Consider the following 14,616-nt stretch of genomic DNA (forward strand, 5'->3'; position numbering starts at 1 on the left):
CTACCTCCCTTCCAGTGAGCCGCCGCCGCCGCCTGGCTGACTGTTTCCGCCTTCACCGGGTGCGATGAACGGCGCCGGCAGTTGGTCGCCCGGCCCGGGCGGTGCCGGCGGTCCGGGCGCCCTGGGCCCCGGCGGAGGCGCCGCACCCGGGTTGGCCGGAGCCGGCCCGGGCATCGGGCCCATCGGTTCGGAGCGCGCTCCGGGATTGGCGTCGGGCATCGGCACCGGGGTGCCCGGCACCACCGGCGGTGCCTCGCCCGGCCGGCCGGCGATCGGAATTCCCGGCGTCGACGGCAACCCATCGGGGTTTGCCGGCGAGACCAACACATCGGTCGGGCCCGGGTACGGTCCGCTCGGGCCGAACGGTCCCGCGTTCGGGTCCAGGTTCGCGCAGGGCAGCGGGTTGCCCGGGGTCGGGAACAGTCCGGCCGCCGGCGCGTACGAGCACGGCGAACCCGGCGCGACCGCCGGCCCGGGGTGCTCGGGCGTGCCCTCGATCACCTGCGGCGCGGGCGGCGGTGCACCGTTGGCGAACCTGGTCCCGTTGGGGTCGGGGTAGCGGAACTCCGGCAGGCCGGCGTTGCGCCAGAACTCCTCCGGCGAGATGCCGCGCTTCTTGAACGCCGCGTCGACCCACGGTTGCAGGATCCAGAACGGAATCACGTTGAGCGCCGAGACCTTGAAGTACGGCCCCGAGGCGATCGCGTCGTTGACGATGGTCAGGTACCGGCCCAACGTGGTGAGGATCTCCCGCAGGTCGTCTTGGCGCCGGACGAGCATGCCGGTGATGTTCTCGGCCTCTTCGAACACGTGGTGCAGGTCCAGGCCGGGGTTGTCCTTGACCAGGCCCTGCACCTGTTCACCGAAGTAGGCGATGTTGCCCAGCAGCGCCGAAATGGCCTGGCTGCGCTGGTTGAACGCGGCCACCAGGGTCTGGGTGTTGCGCAGCACCGCGTCGACCTGGTTGCTGCGGTCTCCCAGCACGGCGGCGATCTGGTTGGCCTGGGCCAGCAGGTGGGTGATCTCGTCGTCGCGCTTGCCGATGGTGTCGGAGAACTTGGCGACGCCGTCGAGAGCGGCGCTCAGGTCGGGAGCGGTCTCCTCGACCGTTTCCGAGAGCACTTTCAGCGACCGCTTGACGGTGTCGATGTCCCAGCCGCCCGCCGCCTTGGTGACATCGAAGACCGCGTCGTAGAGCTGGTAGGGCGTGGTGCTCTGTCCCAGCGGCAGCACCCCCTGCGGCGCGATCTTCTTCTCGCCCTTGGGTTCGATCGCCAAGACCTTCCGGCCAAGAATGGTGTCGGTCTTCACCCCGATCCGGCTGTCGGTGCCGATCGGGTTGGCGCCGACGGAGAACCGCACCAGGACGTGGTCACCCTGGATGGACAGGTCCTGGACTTTGCCGACGTCCACGCCCGAGATACGGACCTTGTCTCCCGCGCTGAGCCCGCCGGTGTCGGAGAGCTCCCCGAAGTAGCTCGGCTCGGCGAACAGCATCGGCACCGTGGTGAAGGTCTGCCCCACCAGCGTCACCAGCACGACCGTGATGATGCCGATCACGCCGATGCGTGCCCGGTTGGGCGGTTCCAGAGTCCTCACTGGGGCGTGCACCTCCCGGTCGGCTGCTGCCAGAGCCGGACGTTGCGAACCGGTCCCCCGGGCTGCAGGCCCGGAAGCTTGATGGTCGCGTCACAGATGTAGAAGTTGAAGAAGTCACCGTAGACACCGGTGCGTCCGATGAGCTTCATCGCCTTGGGAATCCGCTGCAACAGACCCTCGACGTCGGCCATCCGGTCCGGCGGCTCCGGGCCCGCCACCGGGAAGATGCTGTGCAGCTGCGGACGGTTGTCGGCCAGCAGGTCGGCCAGATTGCCGGCGGCGTTACCGAATTCGGCGGTGCCGAAGGCCAGGCCGCTGCGGTGGTCGTTGAGCCCCTTGACCAGCTTGTCGAAGTTGTCGACCGTCTCGTCGAACGTCTGGCGGTGCCGGACCGCGGTGTCCAGCACGGTATTGAGGTTCTTGACCACCTCGCCGATCGCGGCGTCACGGTCGGCGATGTGCGCGGTCAGCTGCGCGGTCTGCTGCAGGATGTCGTTGATGGTGCCGCCCTGTCCCTGGAACACGGTGACGATGGACGAGGCGATGGTGTTGATCTTGTCCGGATCCAGCGCCCGGAACACCGGTTTGAAACCACCGATCAGCGCGTCGAGGTCGAGGGCGGGCTGGGTGCGAGAGGCCGGAATGAACCCGCCGGCGGGCAGCCGCTGATCCGCACCCTCACCCTCACCCCGCTTGAGTTCCATATAGCGGTTGCCGATGAGGTCGTCGTAACGGATCTGCGCGGTGGTCGACTGGTACAGCGGCAGCGAGCGGTCGACGTCGAAGTCCACCACGACGCGGCGGCCGCCGTCGACCAGGTGCACGCTCTTGACCTTGCCGATCTCCACCCCGGAGGCGCGGACGAACTGGCCCTGGCGCAGGCCGCTGGCGTTGGTGAACTCCGCGGAGTAGCGGGCCGTCCGGTCGAACCGGACCTGGCCGAACACCACGACCAAGCCGACCGTGAAGAGCAGCAGCACCGTGCCGACGACGCCGAGTTTGATAGCGGTTCTGGTGATGTTCATGGGTTGATCGTGTTATCCCCGACTTGGCGTCCCCAGACGTAATCGATGGCCCAGGGCGATCCGACCTCGAAATGGTTGTACGGCGCTTGGCTGACTCCGGTGTCGGCGACCAGGTACGGCGCCGGCCAGAAGTCGTGGGTGATCTCCTGCCAACAGCCCGGTGCCCCGCCGGGCCCGCCGCGGGCGTTGTAGCGCGGCAGGTTATCCGGGTAGAGGTAGGGGTTGGCCGGGCTGACCAGCTCACTGACGGTGTCGAGCGCGTAACCGTCTCCACCGCCGAGGAATTCGTACACCTTTGGCGCCCCCTCGGCGAGATTTCGGATGGCACAGAACAGTTCCGGGCTGTATTCGTCCAGCAACGCCGACACCGGAACCAGGTCGGAGAACTGCGCCCGGAAGTACGGGCCGAACCGGTCGGTGATGTCGGCACCGAGGTTGCCCACGCCGGCCGCCGCCAGCAGCGCGGCGTCCAGTTGCTTCTGCTGAGCGGTGATCGTCCGCACCGTGGTGGGCGAGCTCTCCAAGAAGCCGACCAGATCCGGTGCGCCGTCGGCGTAGACGTCTCCCAGGTTGGCGAAGCCTTTGAGGTCGCGCCGGAACGAGGGCATCCGGGCGTTGACGTCGTCGAGGATCGCGTTTCCGTTGACCAGCGATTCGCCGAACTTGTTCCCGAGGCCGGTCAACGCCTCCGCCGCGGCGTGCAAGGTGAGGTTCAGTTTGACCGGGTCCACGCTCTCCGACAGCTTGGTCACGGTCTCGAACAGGGTGTTGAGTTCCGTGGTCACCGACGTGGCGATGATGTGTTTGGTGGTGATGCGTTGCGGTGTCGGGTTTTCCGGCGCAGTCAGCGCCACGTACTTGTTACCGAACAACGTCGTCGCCAGAATGTTGGCCTCGACGTTGGACGGAATCAGGTTGATGTACTTCGGGTCCACATCGAGGGTGAACTTGGCAGCCGGCTTGTCCTGGTACTCCGTCGGCGAGATGGCGGCCACCCGCCCGATCTGCACCCCGTTGTAGGTCACCGGGCCACCCGGATCCATCACCAGGCCGGCCCGCGGCGCCACCATGGTCAGCGGTGTCGTCTTGGTGAATGCCCCGCGGAACTGGCCGTACACCAACCCGGTGATGAGCGCCAGGACCGCGACGGTCACCACGCCCGCGATCCGGTAGGGCGGGGTCTGCGACTTGTTCTGTCTCCCGATTGCCATCGCCATCACATCGTCAAGTTGAAGTTGGGGTCGACGCCGTAAAGCGCCAACGCGGCGAACAAGACGACTGTCGGCACCGAGATCAGCGAGAGTCGCATCGACTGGCCCACCGCCGCGCCGACACCGACCGGCCCGCCGCTGGCGTTGAACCCGTAGTAGCAGTGCGTGATCATCACCACCACCGCGATCAAGATGGTCTCCAGGAACGACCAGAACACGTCGTCGGGTCGCAGGAAGGTTCGGAAGTAGTGGTCGTAGGTGCCCGACGACTGTCCGAAGAACAGCGTCGTGACGATCTGCGGCGAGGCGAACGCCATGATCAGCGCCAGTGCGTACAACGGGATGATCACGGTGAAGCCGGCCACCACGCGGGTGGACACCAGGTAGGAGATGGAGTTGATCCCCATCACCTCCAGCGCGTCGATCTCCTCGCTGATCCGCATGGCGCCGAGTTCGGCGGTGGCTCCGGCCCCGACCGTCGCTGCCAGGGCGATGCCGGCGTTGACCGGACCGACCACTCGGACGTTGACCAGCGCCGCGGCGAAACCGGTATAGGTCTCCACCCCGATGTTGCCCAGCGAGGTGAACCCCTGGATGGCGATCAGTGAGCCGCCGGCCAGCATCACGAAGCCCATGATGGCCACGGTGCCGCCGATCACGGCCATCGCACCGGTGCCCATGCCCAACTCGGCGATGAGGCGCAGCGACTCCCTGCGGTATCTACGCAGCGCCCAGGGGATCTGCCGGATCGCGGTCAGGAAGAACCAGCCCATCTGGCCGCTCTTGTCGAGCGAACGTCCGGCCGCCCCGACGTAGCGGTGGTAGTTCGCGATCAGCCCGGGAAACCGGGCCCGCAGCACTGCCGATGTCGACATGTCAGGTCCCCGTTCCGAACTTCACGCCGATGGTGGTCAGCACCACGTTCACGGCGAACAGCGCGAGCACGCACAAGACCACCGTCTCGTTCACCGCCGTTCCGAGCCCTTTGGACCCACCCCGAACGGTAAGACCCCGATAACAACCGACCAAGCCTGCGATAAGTCCGAACACGCTGGCTTTGACGGTCGAGATGAGCACCTCGGGCAGTCCGGTGAGCAACGTCAGCGTGGACAGGTACGCCCCTCCGGACACGTTCTGCAGATACACCCCGAACAGGAAGCCGCCGAACAGGCCGATGACGATCACCAGGGCGTTGAGCAACAGCGCGACGACGGTGGCGGCGATCACCCGGGGCACCACGAGGCGATGGATCGGGTCGATGCCGAGCACCTCCATCGCGTCGATCTCCTCGCGGATGGTGCGGGCGCCCAGGTCGGCGCAGATGGCGGTCGAACCCGCGCCGGCCACCACCAGCACGGTGACCAGTGGCCCCAGCTGGGTGACGGCCGCGATACCGGCGCCGGCGCCCGAGACGTCGGCAGCTCCGAACTGGGCCAACAGGATATTCAGCGTGAAGACCAGCAGCACGGTCAGTGGGATGGCGACCGCGATGGTCGGCACCAGGGCGACGCTGGTGATGAACCAGCCCTGCTGGAGCGTCTCGCGCCACTGGAACGGCGGCACGAACAGTGCACGAGCTGTCAGCGCACACATCCGGAAAAACCCGCCGACCATCACCAATGGCGGCACCAGCCGGTCACGGGCGAAATCGGCCAGGCGGGGACGCGCAGGAGCGGTCACAACACCCCCCTCATCGGAGACCCCGCGTCACGACGCAGCAAGGGATCGCGTCGCACAGTGTGTCTCCCGTCCGTCCATGGTTTGTTCGAGACCCGCGTCACCATAGCGACCCAACGTGCCGTTGGCGACCATCGGACCATACCTGATGGCTCCGTGAGAGTGGCATCGATTCGGCGCAACATGCGCAGGTTTCCTACCGGAGAGTAATGTGCCGCCACCTCAACCGTCATGGTCTCAGGCGGTATCTCTTGCGGCGCTGACCGACTCGGATCCGGGGTCGCTCGCGTAGCGGATCCGCAGCTCGGTCTTGAGCACCTTGCCGGCCGGGTTTCGCGGCAGGGCGTCGACGATCTCCAAGCCTTTGGGGTGCTTATAACGCGCCAGTCGCTCGGTCAGGTAGGCGTCCAGATCGGCCAGGGCCAGATCTGCCCGGGTGACCGCGGCGACTGCGATCGGGACCTCGCCCCACCGCTCGTGCGGGCGGCCGATCACGGCGACCTCGGCGATGTCGGGGTGGCCGGCCAAGACGTTCTCCACCTCGGCGCAGTACACGTTCTCTCCGCCGGAGATGATCATGTCCTTCTTGCGGTCGACCACCCAGACGTAGCCCTCGTCGTCCATCCGGACCAGATCCCCGGAATGGAACCAGCCCCCGGCGAAGGCCTCGGCGGTGGCCTCCGGGTTGTTCCAGTAGCCGCTCATCAGGGTGGGCGCCCGGTAGACGATCTCACCGACCTCGCCGACGGCGACGTCGTTCATGTTGTCGTCCACCACCCGCGCGGCGACGGTCGGGATGACGGTGCCGACCGATCCCAGCTTTCGGACGGCGTCCTCGCCGAGCAGCATGCAGGTGACCGGCGACATCTCGGTCTGGCCGAATGCCGCCAGGATCTTGGTGCCCGGAAAGGTCTCCGCCATCTGCCGCAGCAGCGCATCCGAGGCCGGCGCCGCGCCCCAGGACATGGTCCGCAGCCGGATGTCGCGCGGGTTGGCCTGTTGTTGGGCGCAGACCGCCTGCCACTGCGCCGGCACCAGAAAGATGCCGGTGACCTTCTCGGCGGCCAGCACGTCGAGCAGTTGGCCGGCGTCGAACGCACCGAGCGCATTGATCACCGTCGGGATACCCAGCCACATGCCCGGCAGCAGGTTCCCGACGCCGGCGATGTGGAAGAACGGCACCCCGATGAAAGCGACGTCGCCGGCGCTGGTGCCGGCGGTGTAGAGCGCCGTCATGGCCTGGCCGGTGAGGTTGGTGTGGGTGAGCACCGCGCCCTTGGGCCGGCCGGTGGTTCCCGAGGTGTACATGACCAGGGCCGGCGAATCGTTCGGGATATCCACCGGCCGATGCGGTTCGCCGGTCTCGTTGATCAGGTCCTCGTAGGCGATCAGGCCCGCGCTGCTTTCGCTGCCCTCGCCCGCCACCACCACGGTTTCCAGCAGGGAAGTCAGCTCCCGCAGGGCGACGGCCACCGGCGCCAGCGCCGTCTCGGTGATCAGCACCCGCGCCTCGCAGTCGGCGACCAGGAAGGCCAGCTCCGGCGGGGTGAGCCGGAAGTTCACCGGGACGGCGATCGCGCCCAGCATGTTCGCGGCCAGCACCGCCTCGACGAACTCGGTCCGGTTGAGCGTCAGGATCATGACCCGGTCGCCGAAACCGACTCCGCGGCGACTCAGCGCGTCGGCCAGTGCGCCGACCCTCGTCCGCAGCTGCGCCCAGGTCGTGGTCTGTCCCAGGAACCGCAGCGCCGTGGCATCCGGTTGCATCAGGGCGTGCCGGTCCAGTTGGTTGACCCAGTTCTGGCGTCGGGCGCGGTAGGGCTGCTCGGCGGGATCAGTTGTTGGGTGGGTCAATTCGGCTCTCCGCTTCGTGACTACGGCGCTGCGTCGACCGCTGCGCCCGACGCTGAGGCTAACCCGCCGCCAGTTCTTCGGCGCGCCGTTTGAGATTGTCGGCCAGATAGTCCAGGGCGTTGCCGACGGCCTTCTTGACCATCGGCTTGGGCACCGCCATCTCGGTCTCGATGTCCATGTCGACGGTGAGCAGCGAGGTGGGTCCCATCTCGACCACCGAGAACAATTGCTCCTGCTTGGTGAACAGGTCGCCTTGCTGGAGGACGGTCTGGATCTGGGTGGGGCTGGGGTAGTACACGGCCTGGATGAAGGTGCCGTCGAAGCCGGAGTACGACGCGTCCAGCCGCAGCTGACTGGGCCGGCCGTCGGCGTAACGCGCCAGCACCCAGATTCCTTTGACCTCTTGGTTCCACTGCGGGTACGCCTCGAAATCGGCGACGATTCCCATGATGGTGGCGGCGTCGGCGGCGACTTCGACGGTCTTGCTCACGAGCGGCACCCGCCGAGCATAGCCACCCCCGAAACGGCCGCCGGGCTAAACCTGGGCGGTGGCCAGCAGTGCCCGGATGCCGTCGGGGATCGGCACCGGCCGCCGGGTGCTGCGATCGACGTAGACGTGCACCCAGTGTCCGAGCGCGGCCAGCGCAGCCCCGGCCGCGTCGTCGACGGCTTCGGCATCCGGGGCCCGGAACACCGCGAGCCGGTAGGTGACGCTGCTGCGCCCCAAGCGGGTGACCGCCAGGCCGACCGCGAGCCGGTCCGGGAAAGCCAGTTCGCCCAGGAAACGGCAGCCCGACTCGGCCACCACCCCCAGCTCCGGCATCGCCACCGGGTCTGCCTCGTGAACGTTGGCGGCGATCCATCCGTTGATCGCGGTGTCGAACAGTTGGTAGTACACCGCGTTGTTGAGGTGGCCGAACATGTCATTGTCGGCCCAGCGGGTCAGCACCGGCCAGTGCACCGGGAAGTCGCGGCTGGTCAACCCTTCCGGGGCGGGCGGAACCGCTGCGGCGGAACTCATGGTTGTATTCCAGCATGGTTGCCATCCGCGGCGCGGTGCTGGAGCGGATCGGGGCGCCACGACCCTATGCGCGGTCCCGGCCGATCACGGTGACGGAGCTGGACTTGGCGCCTCCGGGACCGGGGGAACTGCTGGTCCGGGTGGAAGCCGCCGGGGTCTGCCACTCCGATCTGTCGGTGGTCAACGGCAACCGGGTGCGGCCGGTGCCGATGCTGCTCGGCCACGAATCGGCCGGCATCGTCGAGGCGATCGGTGCGGGCGTCGACACGGTGGTGCCCGGGCAGCGGGTGGTGCTGACCTTCCTGCCCCGGTGCGGGCAGTGCGCGGCGTGCGCCACCGGGGGCCTGACCCCCTGCGAACCGGGCAGCGCGGCCAATGGCGCCGGCACCCTGCTCGGCGGCGGGATCCGGTTACGCCGGGCCGGCGAGCCGGTCTTCCACCACCTCGGTGTCTCCGGTTTCGCCACCCACGCGGTGGTCAGCGCGACCAGCGCCGTGCCGGTGCCCGAGGACGTACCCCCGCCGGTGGCGGCGCTGCTGGGATGCGCGGTGCTGACCGGTGGCGGCGCGGTGCTGAACGTGGCCCGCCCGGCCCCCGGGCAGACGGTGGCTGTGGTCGGGCTCGGCGGGGTGGGCATGGCGGCGGTGCTGACCGTGCTGGCGCACGACGGCGTCGATGTGATCGCGATCGACCAGCTCCCCGAGAAGCTCGCCGCGGCCAGCGGCCTGGGGGTGCAACGCACCTACACGCCGCAGCAGGCCGTCGACGCCGGTGTGCGCGCTCCGATGGTGATCGAGGCGGTCGGCCATCCGGCCGCGCTGCAGACCGCGATCGATCTGACCGCCCCCGGGGGCCGCACCATCACCGTCGGCCTGCCGCCGCCCGACGCCCGGATCAGTCTGTCTCCGCTGGGCTTCGTCGCCGAGGGACGCTCGCTGATCGGCAGCTATCTCGGGTCGGCGGTGCCCGCGCGGGACATCCCGCGATTCATCGCGCTGTGGCGCGCCGGGCGGTTGCCGGTGCAACAGCTGGTGTCGGCCGACATCACTCTCGACGGCATCAATGAGGCGATGGACCGGTTGGCCGACGGCGCCGCGGTGCGCCAGGTCATCACGTTCGATCAGCCGTGACCGGTTCGAAGACGAAGTCGGCGGCCCGGAACCGGCGGGTCATCGCCCAGAAGGCGCCGGCGCCGCGGGGCCACTGGGTGACCACCCGGCCGTTGGCGGCGCGGAAATAGTTGCTGCACCGGGTGGTCCATACCGTGCCGTGCATCCAGCGGTCGATCTTGGCGATGAAGGCGGCCAGCGCGGCGGGCCGCACCGCGACATAGGTTTTGCGTCGGCGCCGCAAATGTTTGAGCACCCGGACGATATAGCGCGCTTGGGCTTCCAGCACGAAGATGACGCTGTTGGAGCCGACGTTGGTGTTGGGTCCGTAGAGCATGAAGAAGTTGGGGAATCCGGGCATCGCCATGCCCAGGTAGGCGTGCGGCCCGTCGCGCCAGGCCTGCCGCAGGGTGGTGGCGCCCTCGCCGGTCACCTCGATCTGGCCGAGGTAGTCCGCAGCGGCATACCCGGTGGCGCAGACCACCACGTCGACCTCGCACTCGGTGCCGTCCTCGGTGATCAGGGATCGCGACCGCAGGGCCTTGGCCGGGCTGGTCACCACCTCGACATTGGGTCGCTCGAGCGCGGTCAGGTAGTCCGAGGAGAACACCAGGCGTTTGCAGCCCAGCGGGTGATCGGGGGTCAGCGCGGCGCGTAGCCGGGGGTCGGTGATGCTCCGGTCCAGCAGTTCTCGAGCGGTCGCGGTGAATTGACGGGTCTTGTCGCTGCCGTTCTCGATCACCGAGATGTTCGCCTCGCTGCGCAGCCACAGCCGCATCCGGTACAGCCGCTTGGCCAGCGGGATGCGGGTGAACACCCAGTGCTCCCGCGGGGTGTAGCCGCGATCCGGTTTGGGCAGGATCCAGGTCGGCGACCGCTGCACCGAATAGACCTTCTCGGCGACCCGGGCCAGCTCCGGCACCAGCTGCGCGGCGGTGGAACCGGTTCCGAGCACGGCGATTCGGGCGCCGTCGAGCCGCACCGAGTGATCCCAGCGCGCCGAGTGCATGACGGTGCCGGTGAACGGCTGCTCTTCGGCGAGGTCGGGCAGCACCGGCTGGGTGAACAGACCGACCGCCGAGACCACGACGTCGTACCGGTGCTCGTTGCCGTCGGCGGTGGTCAGACACCACTGCCGTCGGTCGTGTTCCCACCCCGCGGAGCGGATCTCGGTGCCCAGCATCAGGTGCGGTTCCAGACCGTGATCGGCGGCGCAGCGTTGGAAGTACGCCAGGATCTCGGGTTGCTTCGACCACTGCCGCGACCAGTGCGGGTTCAGATCGAAAGAGTAGGAGTACAGGTGCGATTTGACGTCGCACGCCAGACCCGGATAGGTGTTGATCCGCCAGGTGCCGCCGACGCCGTCCTCGCGGTCGAAGATGGTGAAATCGGTGAAGCCCGCGCGCCGCAGCAGGATTCCCAGCGCAAGGCCACCCGGCCCGGCACCGATGATGCCGACCCTCATCGGATCTGCAGGCATTGGCCGCCGTCCACGACGAGTTCGGCGCCGGTGATGAACGACGCCGCGTCAGACACCAGGAACGCCACCGCGTCGGCCACCTCGCCCGGCCGGCCGAGCCGCCCGGTCGCGGCCACCGCGGCAAGGCGCTGCTGGGTGGTGTCGTCGAGCATCGGGGTGGCGATCGGCCCGGGAAAGACCGCGTTGACCCGGATCCCGGCCGTTGCCAGTTCGGCGGCGACGGTCTGGGTCAGCCCGCGCAACGCCCACTTCGACGATCCGTAGGCGCTGTGCTGCGGAAAGGGCCGGATCGCCCCGGTGCTGCAGGTGTTCACGATGGCGGCGCCCTCGGCGGCGCGCAGTTGCGGGAGCGCCGCCTGGACGCCCAGGAAGGGGCCGAGACAGTTGACCCGCCAGGCGTTTTCGAAAGCCTCCGGGGTTTCGTCGGCGATCGCCGCCCGGTGCAGGGCGCCGGCGTTGTTGATCAGCGCGGTCAGCGCCCCGAAGCGTTGCACGGTCGCTGCCACCGCGGCGTCCCACTGCGCCGGGGAGGTCACGTCGAGCGCGACCCCGATCACCGCGGCGTCGGCCCGGGCCGAGACGGCAGCAGCCAGTTCCGTTTCGTTGATGTCGCAGGCGGCGACGGCGAACCCGTCGGCGCGCAGCCGTTCGACGATCGCCCACCCCTGGCCGCGGGCGGCGCCGGTGACCAGGGCGACCCGTGCCCGGCTCATCAGTGGCTGCCCCTGGCTTCGTCGAGATGCTCGAGCGCCCCGCACCGGAGCGCCTGGGATTCGGCGGCCAGCGTGATCATCTGGTAGCCCAGCCCGGCCAACGTGCGTCCGGCCGCACCGGATCCACCGTGGATCGCGGCGATCACGCCCGCCGCGGACGCCGCCTGCCGGATCCGGGACATCGCCTCCCGCAGGTCGGGGTGGGTGGTGGCCTGGGCGACGTCCACTCCCATCGAGACCGCCAGATCGGCGGGCCCGACGTAGACCCCGGCCAGTCCGGGTACCGCGCAGATCTGCTTCACCTCGGCCAGTGCGCCGGCGGTTTCGATCATGGCGAAGACGTCCGCCCGCGACTCCAAGGCGCTCAGGTCACGGCCCAGCGCGGGCCGCAGCGGGCCGAAGCTGCGGACACCCGACGGCGGGTAGCGCGCGGCGGAGACCGCGGCCGCCGCCTGCTCGGCGGTCTCGATCATCGCGATGATCACCGCGTCGGCACCGGCATCGAACACCCGGCCGATCGGCGCCGGGTCCGCATTCGGCAGCCGCACCGCGGTGGCGATCGGCAGATGTTCGACATGGCGCAGCATCCCCGCGATCGCGGCGTCGTCGAGGTAGCTGTGTTGGGCGTCGAAGCCCACGTAGTCGTAGCCGGCCCGGGCGAATTCCTCCGGCCCCAGCACCGTCGGCCCGGTGATCCAGCCGCCCCACAGCGGTGCCCGCTCGGTCAGCGCGGCACGCAACGCCGAGGTCATGCGACGATCGCGATCTTGACCCGGTCCGGCACCGGGCGGGTCGCCAATTCGAAGGCGGCCTGCGCGTCCTCGCAACCGAAGACATGGGTGATGTAGTCGCCCAGCAGGTCGGGATGTTCGGCGGCGAACTTGCCGGCGGCTTCCAGCATCCGCCCGCGGTCCCGGGTCACACCCGCTATCAACGTCAGGTTGTTGCGCAGCATGGTGCGCATGCTGATCGGGTAGCTGTCGTCGTCGGGGACACCGAAGTAGAACACGGTGCCGCCGGGCGCGACGGCTTCGACGGCATGGCCCAAGGTGGCGACCTGGTGGCCGACCGCCTCGATCACGATCTCCGGCCGGTCGGCGGTGTCCAGGTGGCGCACCCAGCGATCGCTGGTGGACTGCACCACCGTGTCGACGCCGAAGGCGGCGGCCACCTCGCGCCGGTCGACGGGGTCTACGCCGGTGACGCGACGCGCTCCGGCGGCTTTGGCGACCGCACTGAACAGCAGGCCGATCGAGCCCTGCCCGAGCACCGCCACATGGCGGCCGGCCAGGTCGGGAAGCTGTTCGACGGCGTAGAGCACACACGCCAGCGGTTGCAGGCCCACGGCTTGGGCGGGCGTCAGCGTCGGGTCGTAGCCGGCGAGCCCCTCACCGTCGGCGACGACCCGCGCCATCAGCCCGTCGAAGCCGGACGCCCAGCCGACGACACGGTCGCCGGGCCGGTGCCGCGGGTGCCGGCTGGCGATCACCTCGCCGACGATCTCGTGGATCGGGAAACCGTCCTTCTCCGCCGCGCTGACACCGCTGTCACCGGGCAGCCTGCCCTGGGCCCCGCGGAACGCGGGCAGGTCGCTGCCGCACACCCCGGCGGCGAGGAAGGCCAGCAGCACCTGGTCCTCGCCGACCTGATGCTCGGTGAGGTCGGGGACCTCGATCCGCTCGAATTCGTATGGCGCGATCAGCCGGTGGGCCCACATGTCGTCAGACCTCCACCGGGATGGTGTTCCAGCCCCACTGGAAACTCGACGGCAGTCTGGTGGCGCCGTCGTCGACGATGCGGTAGTCGCCGACCCGGCGCAGCCATTCCTGCACCAGGACAGTGACTTCCAGCCGGGCCAGGTGGTAGCCGATGCAGAAGTGCTGTCCGCGGCCGAACGCCAGTGAGCGTTTGACCGGGCGGTTCCAGTGGAATTCGTCGGGGTCGGGGTACTCGCGCTCGTCGCGGGCAGCCGAGGCCAGCAGCGTGATGATGCGCTGCCCCGGCGCGATGGCGGTGTCGTGCAGCGTGAACGGTCTGCGGACGGTCCTGGCGAACCATTGCGCCGGTGCGCAGTAGCGGATCATCTCCTCGCGGGCGCGTTCCACCCCGTTCCGGTCGGCCCGCACCGCGGCGAGTTGCTCGGGACGGCGCGCCAGCTCCCACAGTCCGTGCGCGACGATCTTGGGCACCGTCTCGGTGCCGCCGATGAAGATGCACAGCAGTTGGGTGGCCGCTTCGACGTCGTCGAGCGCACGGCCGTCCGGGAGGCGGTAGCGCAGCATCCCGTCGACGATCGGCAGCTCGTCGCACCGCCGGCCGGCACGCCGGCGTTGCACGGCCGGGATGAGGTACTCCAGGTAGTTGGGCCGGGCGGCGGCGGTGTCGACGCCGCTGCCGGCCTGCGCGAGGCTGCCGGCGTTCACCGCCGCCAACACCTCGGCGGCGCAGTCGAGCGGGATACCCAGCAACTCGCAGACCACCTGGGCCACCACGATTCCGCCGTAGTCACCGGTCAGGTCGAAGCCGCCCTGCGGCAGCAGCTCGTCCAGCCGCTGATTGGCCAGCGCGCGGATCCGGCCCTCCCAGTCGGCCACCGACCGGGGTCTAAACGCCGGTGACTGCAGCCGGCGGATGTCGTCGTAGATCGGTTTGTCGAAGACGGCGTGGAATGGCAGGGGCTTCAACGGCGGATCCGGAACCGGTCCGCTGTTGTGGTGGGCCAGTACGTTGGCCGCGGGCAACGTTCCCTCGGAGGCGACCAGCGTGCCGTCACCGACCGCGAGCGCGTCCCAGATGTCGTCGAACCGGGACAGCGCATACAGATCCCATTTCGGCACGTAGTACACCGGATGGTGATCGCGCAGTACGCGGTAGTACGGCAGCGGGTCGGCCATCACCGCCGGATCGAACGGGTCATAGGAGAAGTG

Annotated in this window: 14 protein-coding genes; 1 reads left to right on the top strand and 13 read right to left on the bottom strand. The window is 69.0% G+C overall.

Going from position 1 to position 14,616, the window contains the following annotated elements; translation table 11 throughout:
* From G6N23_RS19590 to G6N23_RS19625, 8 genes are all read right to left on the bottom strand, one after another.
* Entirely contained in the window at nucleotides 1-1,599 is a 1,599-nt protein-coding gene (locus G6N23_RS19590) for an MCE family protein (protein WP_085259174.1), read from the bottom strand.
* The gene (locus G6N23_RS19595) at nucleotides 1,596-2,624 is read right to left on the bottom strand and encodes an MCE family protein (RefSeq protein WP_085259175.1); all 1,029 of its coding nucleotides are present in this window, start codon (nucleotides 2,622-2,624) and stop codon (nucleotides 1,596-1,598) included. Before G6N23_RS19595 ends, G6N23_RS19590 begins: the two co-directional genes overlap by 4 nt.
* Nucleotides 2,621-3,841, bottom strand: coding sequence for an MCE family protein (locus G6N23_RS19600; protein WP_085259176.1), 1,221 nt, complete (start codon nucleotides 3,839-3,841; stop codon nucleotides 2,621-2,623). Before G6N23_RS19600 ends, G6N23_RS19595 begins: the two co-directional genes overlap by 4 nt.
* Nucleotides 3,841-4,710, bottom strand: a complete 870-nt coding sequence (locus G6N23_RS19605) for an ABC transporter permease (protein ID WP_085259177.1) — start codon at nucleotides 4,708-4,710, stop codon at nucleotides 3,841-3,843. Before G6N23_RS19605 ends, G6N23_RS19600 begins: the two co-directional genes overlap by 1 nt.
* A gap of 1 nt (nucleotide 4,711) precedes the next feature.
* Nucleotides 4,712-5,449 (bottom strand): MlaE family ABC transporter permease, encoded by a 738-nt coding sequence (locus G6N23_RS19610; RefSeq protein WP_095174103.1) that lies wholly within the window; start codon nucleotides 5,447-5,449, stop codon nucleotides 4,712-4,714.
* A 300-nt stretch (nucleotides 5,450-5,749) separates the two neighbouring features.
* On the bottom strand, nucleotides 5,750-7,366 hold the full coding sequence (fadD5, locus tag G6N23_RS19615) for a fatty-acid--CoA ligase FadD5 (RefSeq protein ID WP_085259179.1): 1,617 nt from the start codon (nucleotides 7,364-7,366) through the stop codon (nucleotides 5,750-5,752).
* Between the two features lie 58 nt (nucleotides 7,367-7,424).
* Nucleotides 7,425-7,865, bottom strand: a complete 441-nt coding sequence (locus tag G6N23_RS19620) for an SRPBCC family protein (protein ID WP_085259180.1) — start codon at nucleotides 7,863-7,865, stop codon at nucleotides 7,425-7,427.
* A gap of 36 nt (nucleotides 7,866-7,901) precedes the next feature.
* Nucleotides 7,902-8,387, bottom strand: coding sequence for an acyl-CoA thioesterase (locus tag G6N23_RS19625; protein WP_085259181.1), 486 nt, complete (start codon nucleotides 8,385-8,387; stop codon nucleotides 7,902-7,904).
* Between the two features lie 14 nt (nucleotides 8,388-8,401).
* Between G6N23_RS19625 and G6N23_RS19630 the strand changes: the two genes are divergently transcribed.
* Nucleotides 8,402-9,517 carry an alcohol dehydrogenase catalytic domain-containing protein gene (locus G6N23_RS19630; protein WP_085259226.1) on the top strand — a complete coding sequence of 372 codons (1,116 nt, stop codon included), beginning with the start codon at nucleotides 8,402-8,404 and terminating at the stop codon, nucleotides 9,515-9,517.
* On the opposite strand, the gene G6N23_RS19635 is transcribed toward G6N23_RS19630, so the two are convergent.
* Genes G6N23_RS19635 through G6N23_RS19655 form a run of 5 tightly spaced genes read right to left on the bottom strand, consistent with a single transcriptional unit; the run spans nucleotide 9,498 to nucleotide 14,583 of the window.
* A complete protein-coding gene (locus G6N23_RS19635) occupies nucleotides 9,498-10,976 on the bottom strand; it encodes a flavin-containing monooxygenase (protein ID WP_085259182.1) in 1,479 nt (492 codons plus the stop codon). The two genes, G6N23_RS19630 and G6N23_RS19635, sit on opposite strands and share 20 nt — an antisense overlap.
* The gene (locus G6N23_RS19640) at nucleotides 10,958-11,689 is read right to left on the bottom strand and encodes an SDR family NAD(P)-dependent oxidoreductase (RefSeq protein WP_085259183.1); all 732 of its coding nucleotides are present in this window, start codon (nucleotides 11,687-11,689) and stop codon (nucleotides 10,958-10,960) included. The genes G6N23_RS19635 and G6N23_RS19640 overlap by 19 nt, the downstream gene beginning before the upstream one ends.
* On the bottom strand, nucleotides 11,689-12,441 hold the full coding sequence (locus G6N23_RS19645; RefSeq protein ID WP_085259184.1) for an HpcH/HpaI aldolase family protein: 753 nt from the start codon (nucleotides 12,439-12,441) through the stop codon (nucleotides 11,689-11,691). Before G6N23_RS19645 ends, G6N23_RS19640 begins: the two co-directional genes overlap by 1 nt.
* Nucleotides 12,438-13,406 (bottom strand): zinc-binding dehydrogenase, encoded by a 969-nt coding sequence (locus G6N23_RS19650; protein ID WP_085259185.1) that lies wholly within the window; start codon nucleotides 13,404-13,406, stop codon nucleotides 12,438-12,440. Before G6N23_RS19650 ends, G6N23_RS19645 begins: the two co-directional genes overlap by 4 nt.
* Before the next feature lie 4 nt (nucleotides 13,407-13,410).
* The gene (locus G6N23_RS19655) at nucleotides 13,411-14,583 is read right to left on the bottom strand and encodes a cytochrome P450 (RefSeq protein WP_085259227.1); all 1,173 of its coding nucleotides are present in this window, start codon (nucleotides 14,581-14,583) and stop codon (nucleotides 13,411-13,413) included.
* Between the last annotated feature and the right edge of the window lie 33 nt (nucleotides 14,584-14,616).

Origin of the sequence: Mycolicibacter terrae, from assembly GCF_010727125.1 — a bacterium.
In the GTDB taxonomy this organism is placed as follows: domain Bacteria; phylum Actinomycetota; class Actinomycetes; order Mycobacteriales; family Mycobacteriaceae; genus Mycobacterium; species Mycobacterium terrae.

Excerpts from the sequence above, each read along its gene's own strand:
- G6N23_RS19630 (WP_085259226.1), top strand. The coding sequence starts at position 8,402 with ATGGTTGCCATCCGCGGCGCGGTGCTGGAGCGGATCGGGGCGCCACGA.
- G6N23_RS19595 (WP_085259175.1), bottom strand. The coding sequence starts at position 2,624 with ATGAACATCACCAGAACCGCTATCAAACTCGGCGTCGTCGGCACGGTG.
- G6N23_RS19640 (WP_085259183.1), bottom strand. The coding sequence starts at position 11,689 with ATGAGCCGGGCACGGGTCGCCCTGGTCACCGGCGCCGCCCGCGGCCAG.
- G6N23_RS19605 (WP_085259177.1), bottom strand. The coding sequence starts at position 4,710 with ATGTCGACATCGGCAGTGCTGCGGGCCCGGTTTCCCGGGCTGATCGCG.
- G6N23_RS19655 (WP_085259227.1), bottom strand. The coding sequence starts at position 14,583 with ATGGCCGACCCGCTGCCGTACTACCGCGTACTGCGCGATCACCATCCG.
- G6N23_RS19635 (WP_085259182.1), bottom strand. The coding sequence starts at position 10,976 with ATGCCTGCAGATCCGATGAGGGTCGGCATCATCGGTGCCGGGCCGGGT.
- G6N23_RS19600 (WP_085259176.1), bottom strand. The coding sequence starts at position 3,841 with ATGGCGATGGCAATCGGGAGACAGAACAAGTCGCAGACCCCGCCCTAC.
- G6N23_RS19610 (WP_095174103.1), bottom strand. The coding sequence starts at position 5,449 with ATGGTCGGCGGGTTTTTCCGGATGTGTGCGCTGACAGCTCGTGCACTG.
- G6N23_RS19625 (WP_085259181.1), bottom strand. The coding sequence starts at position 8,387 with ATGAGTTCCGCCGCAGCGGTTCCGCCCGCCCCGGAAGGGTTGACCAGC.
- G6N23_RS19650 (WP_085259185.1), bottom strand. The coding sequence starts at position 13,406 with ATGTGGGCCCACCGGCTGATCGCGCCATACGAATTCGAGCGGATCGAG.
- G6N23_RS19645 (WP_085259184.1), bottom strand. The coding sequence starts at position 12,441 with ATGACCTCGGCGTTGCGTGCCGCGCTGACCGAGCGGGCACCGCTGTGG.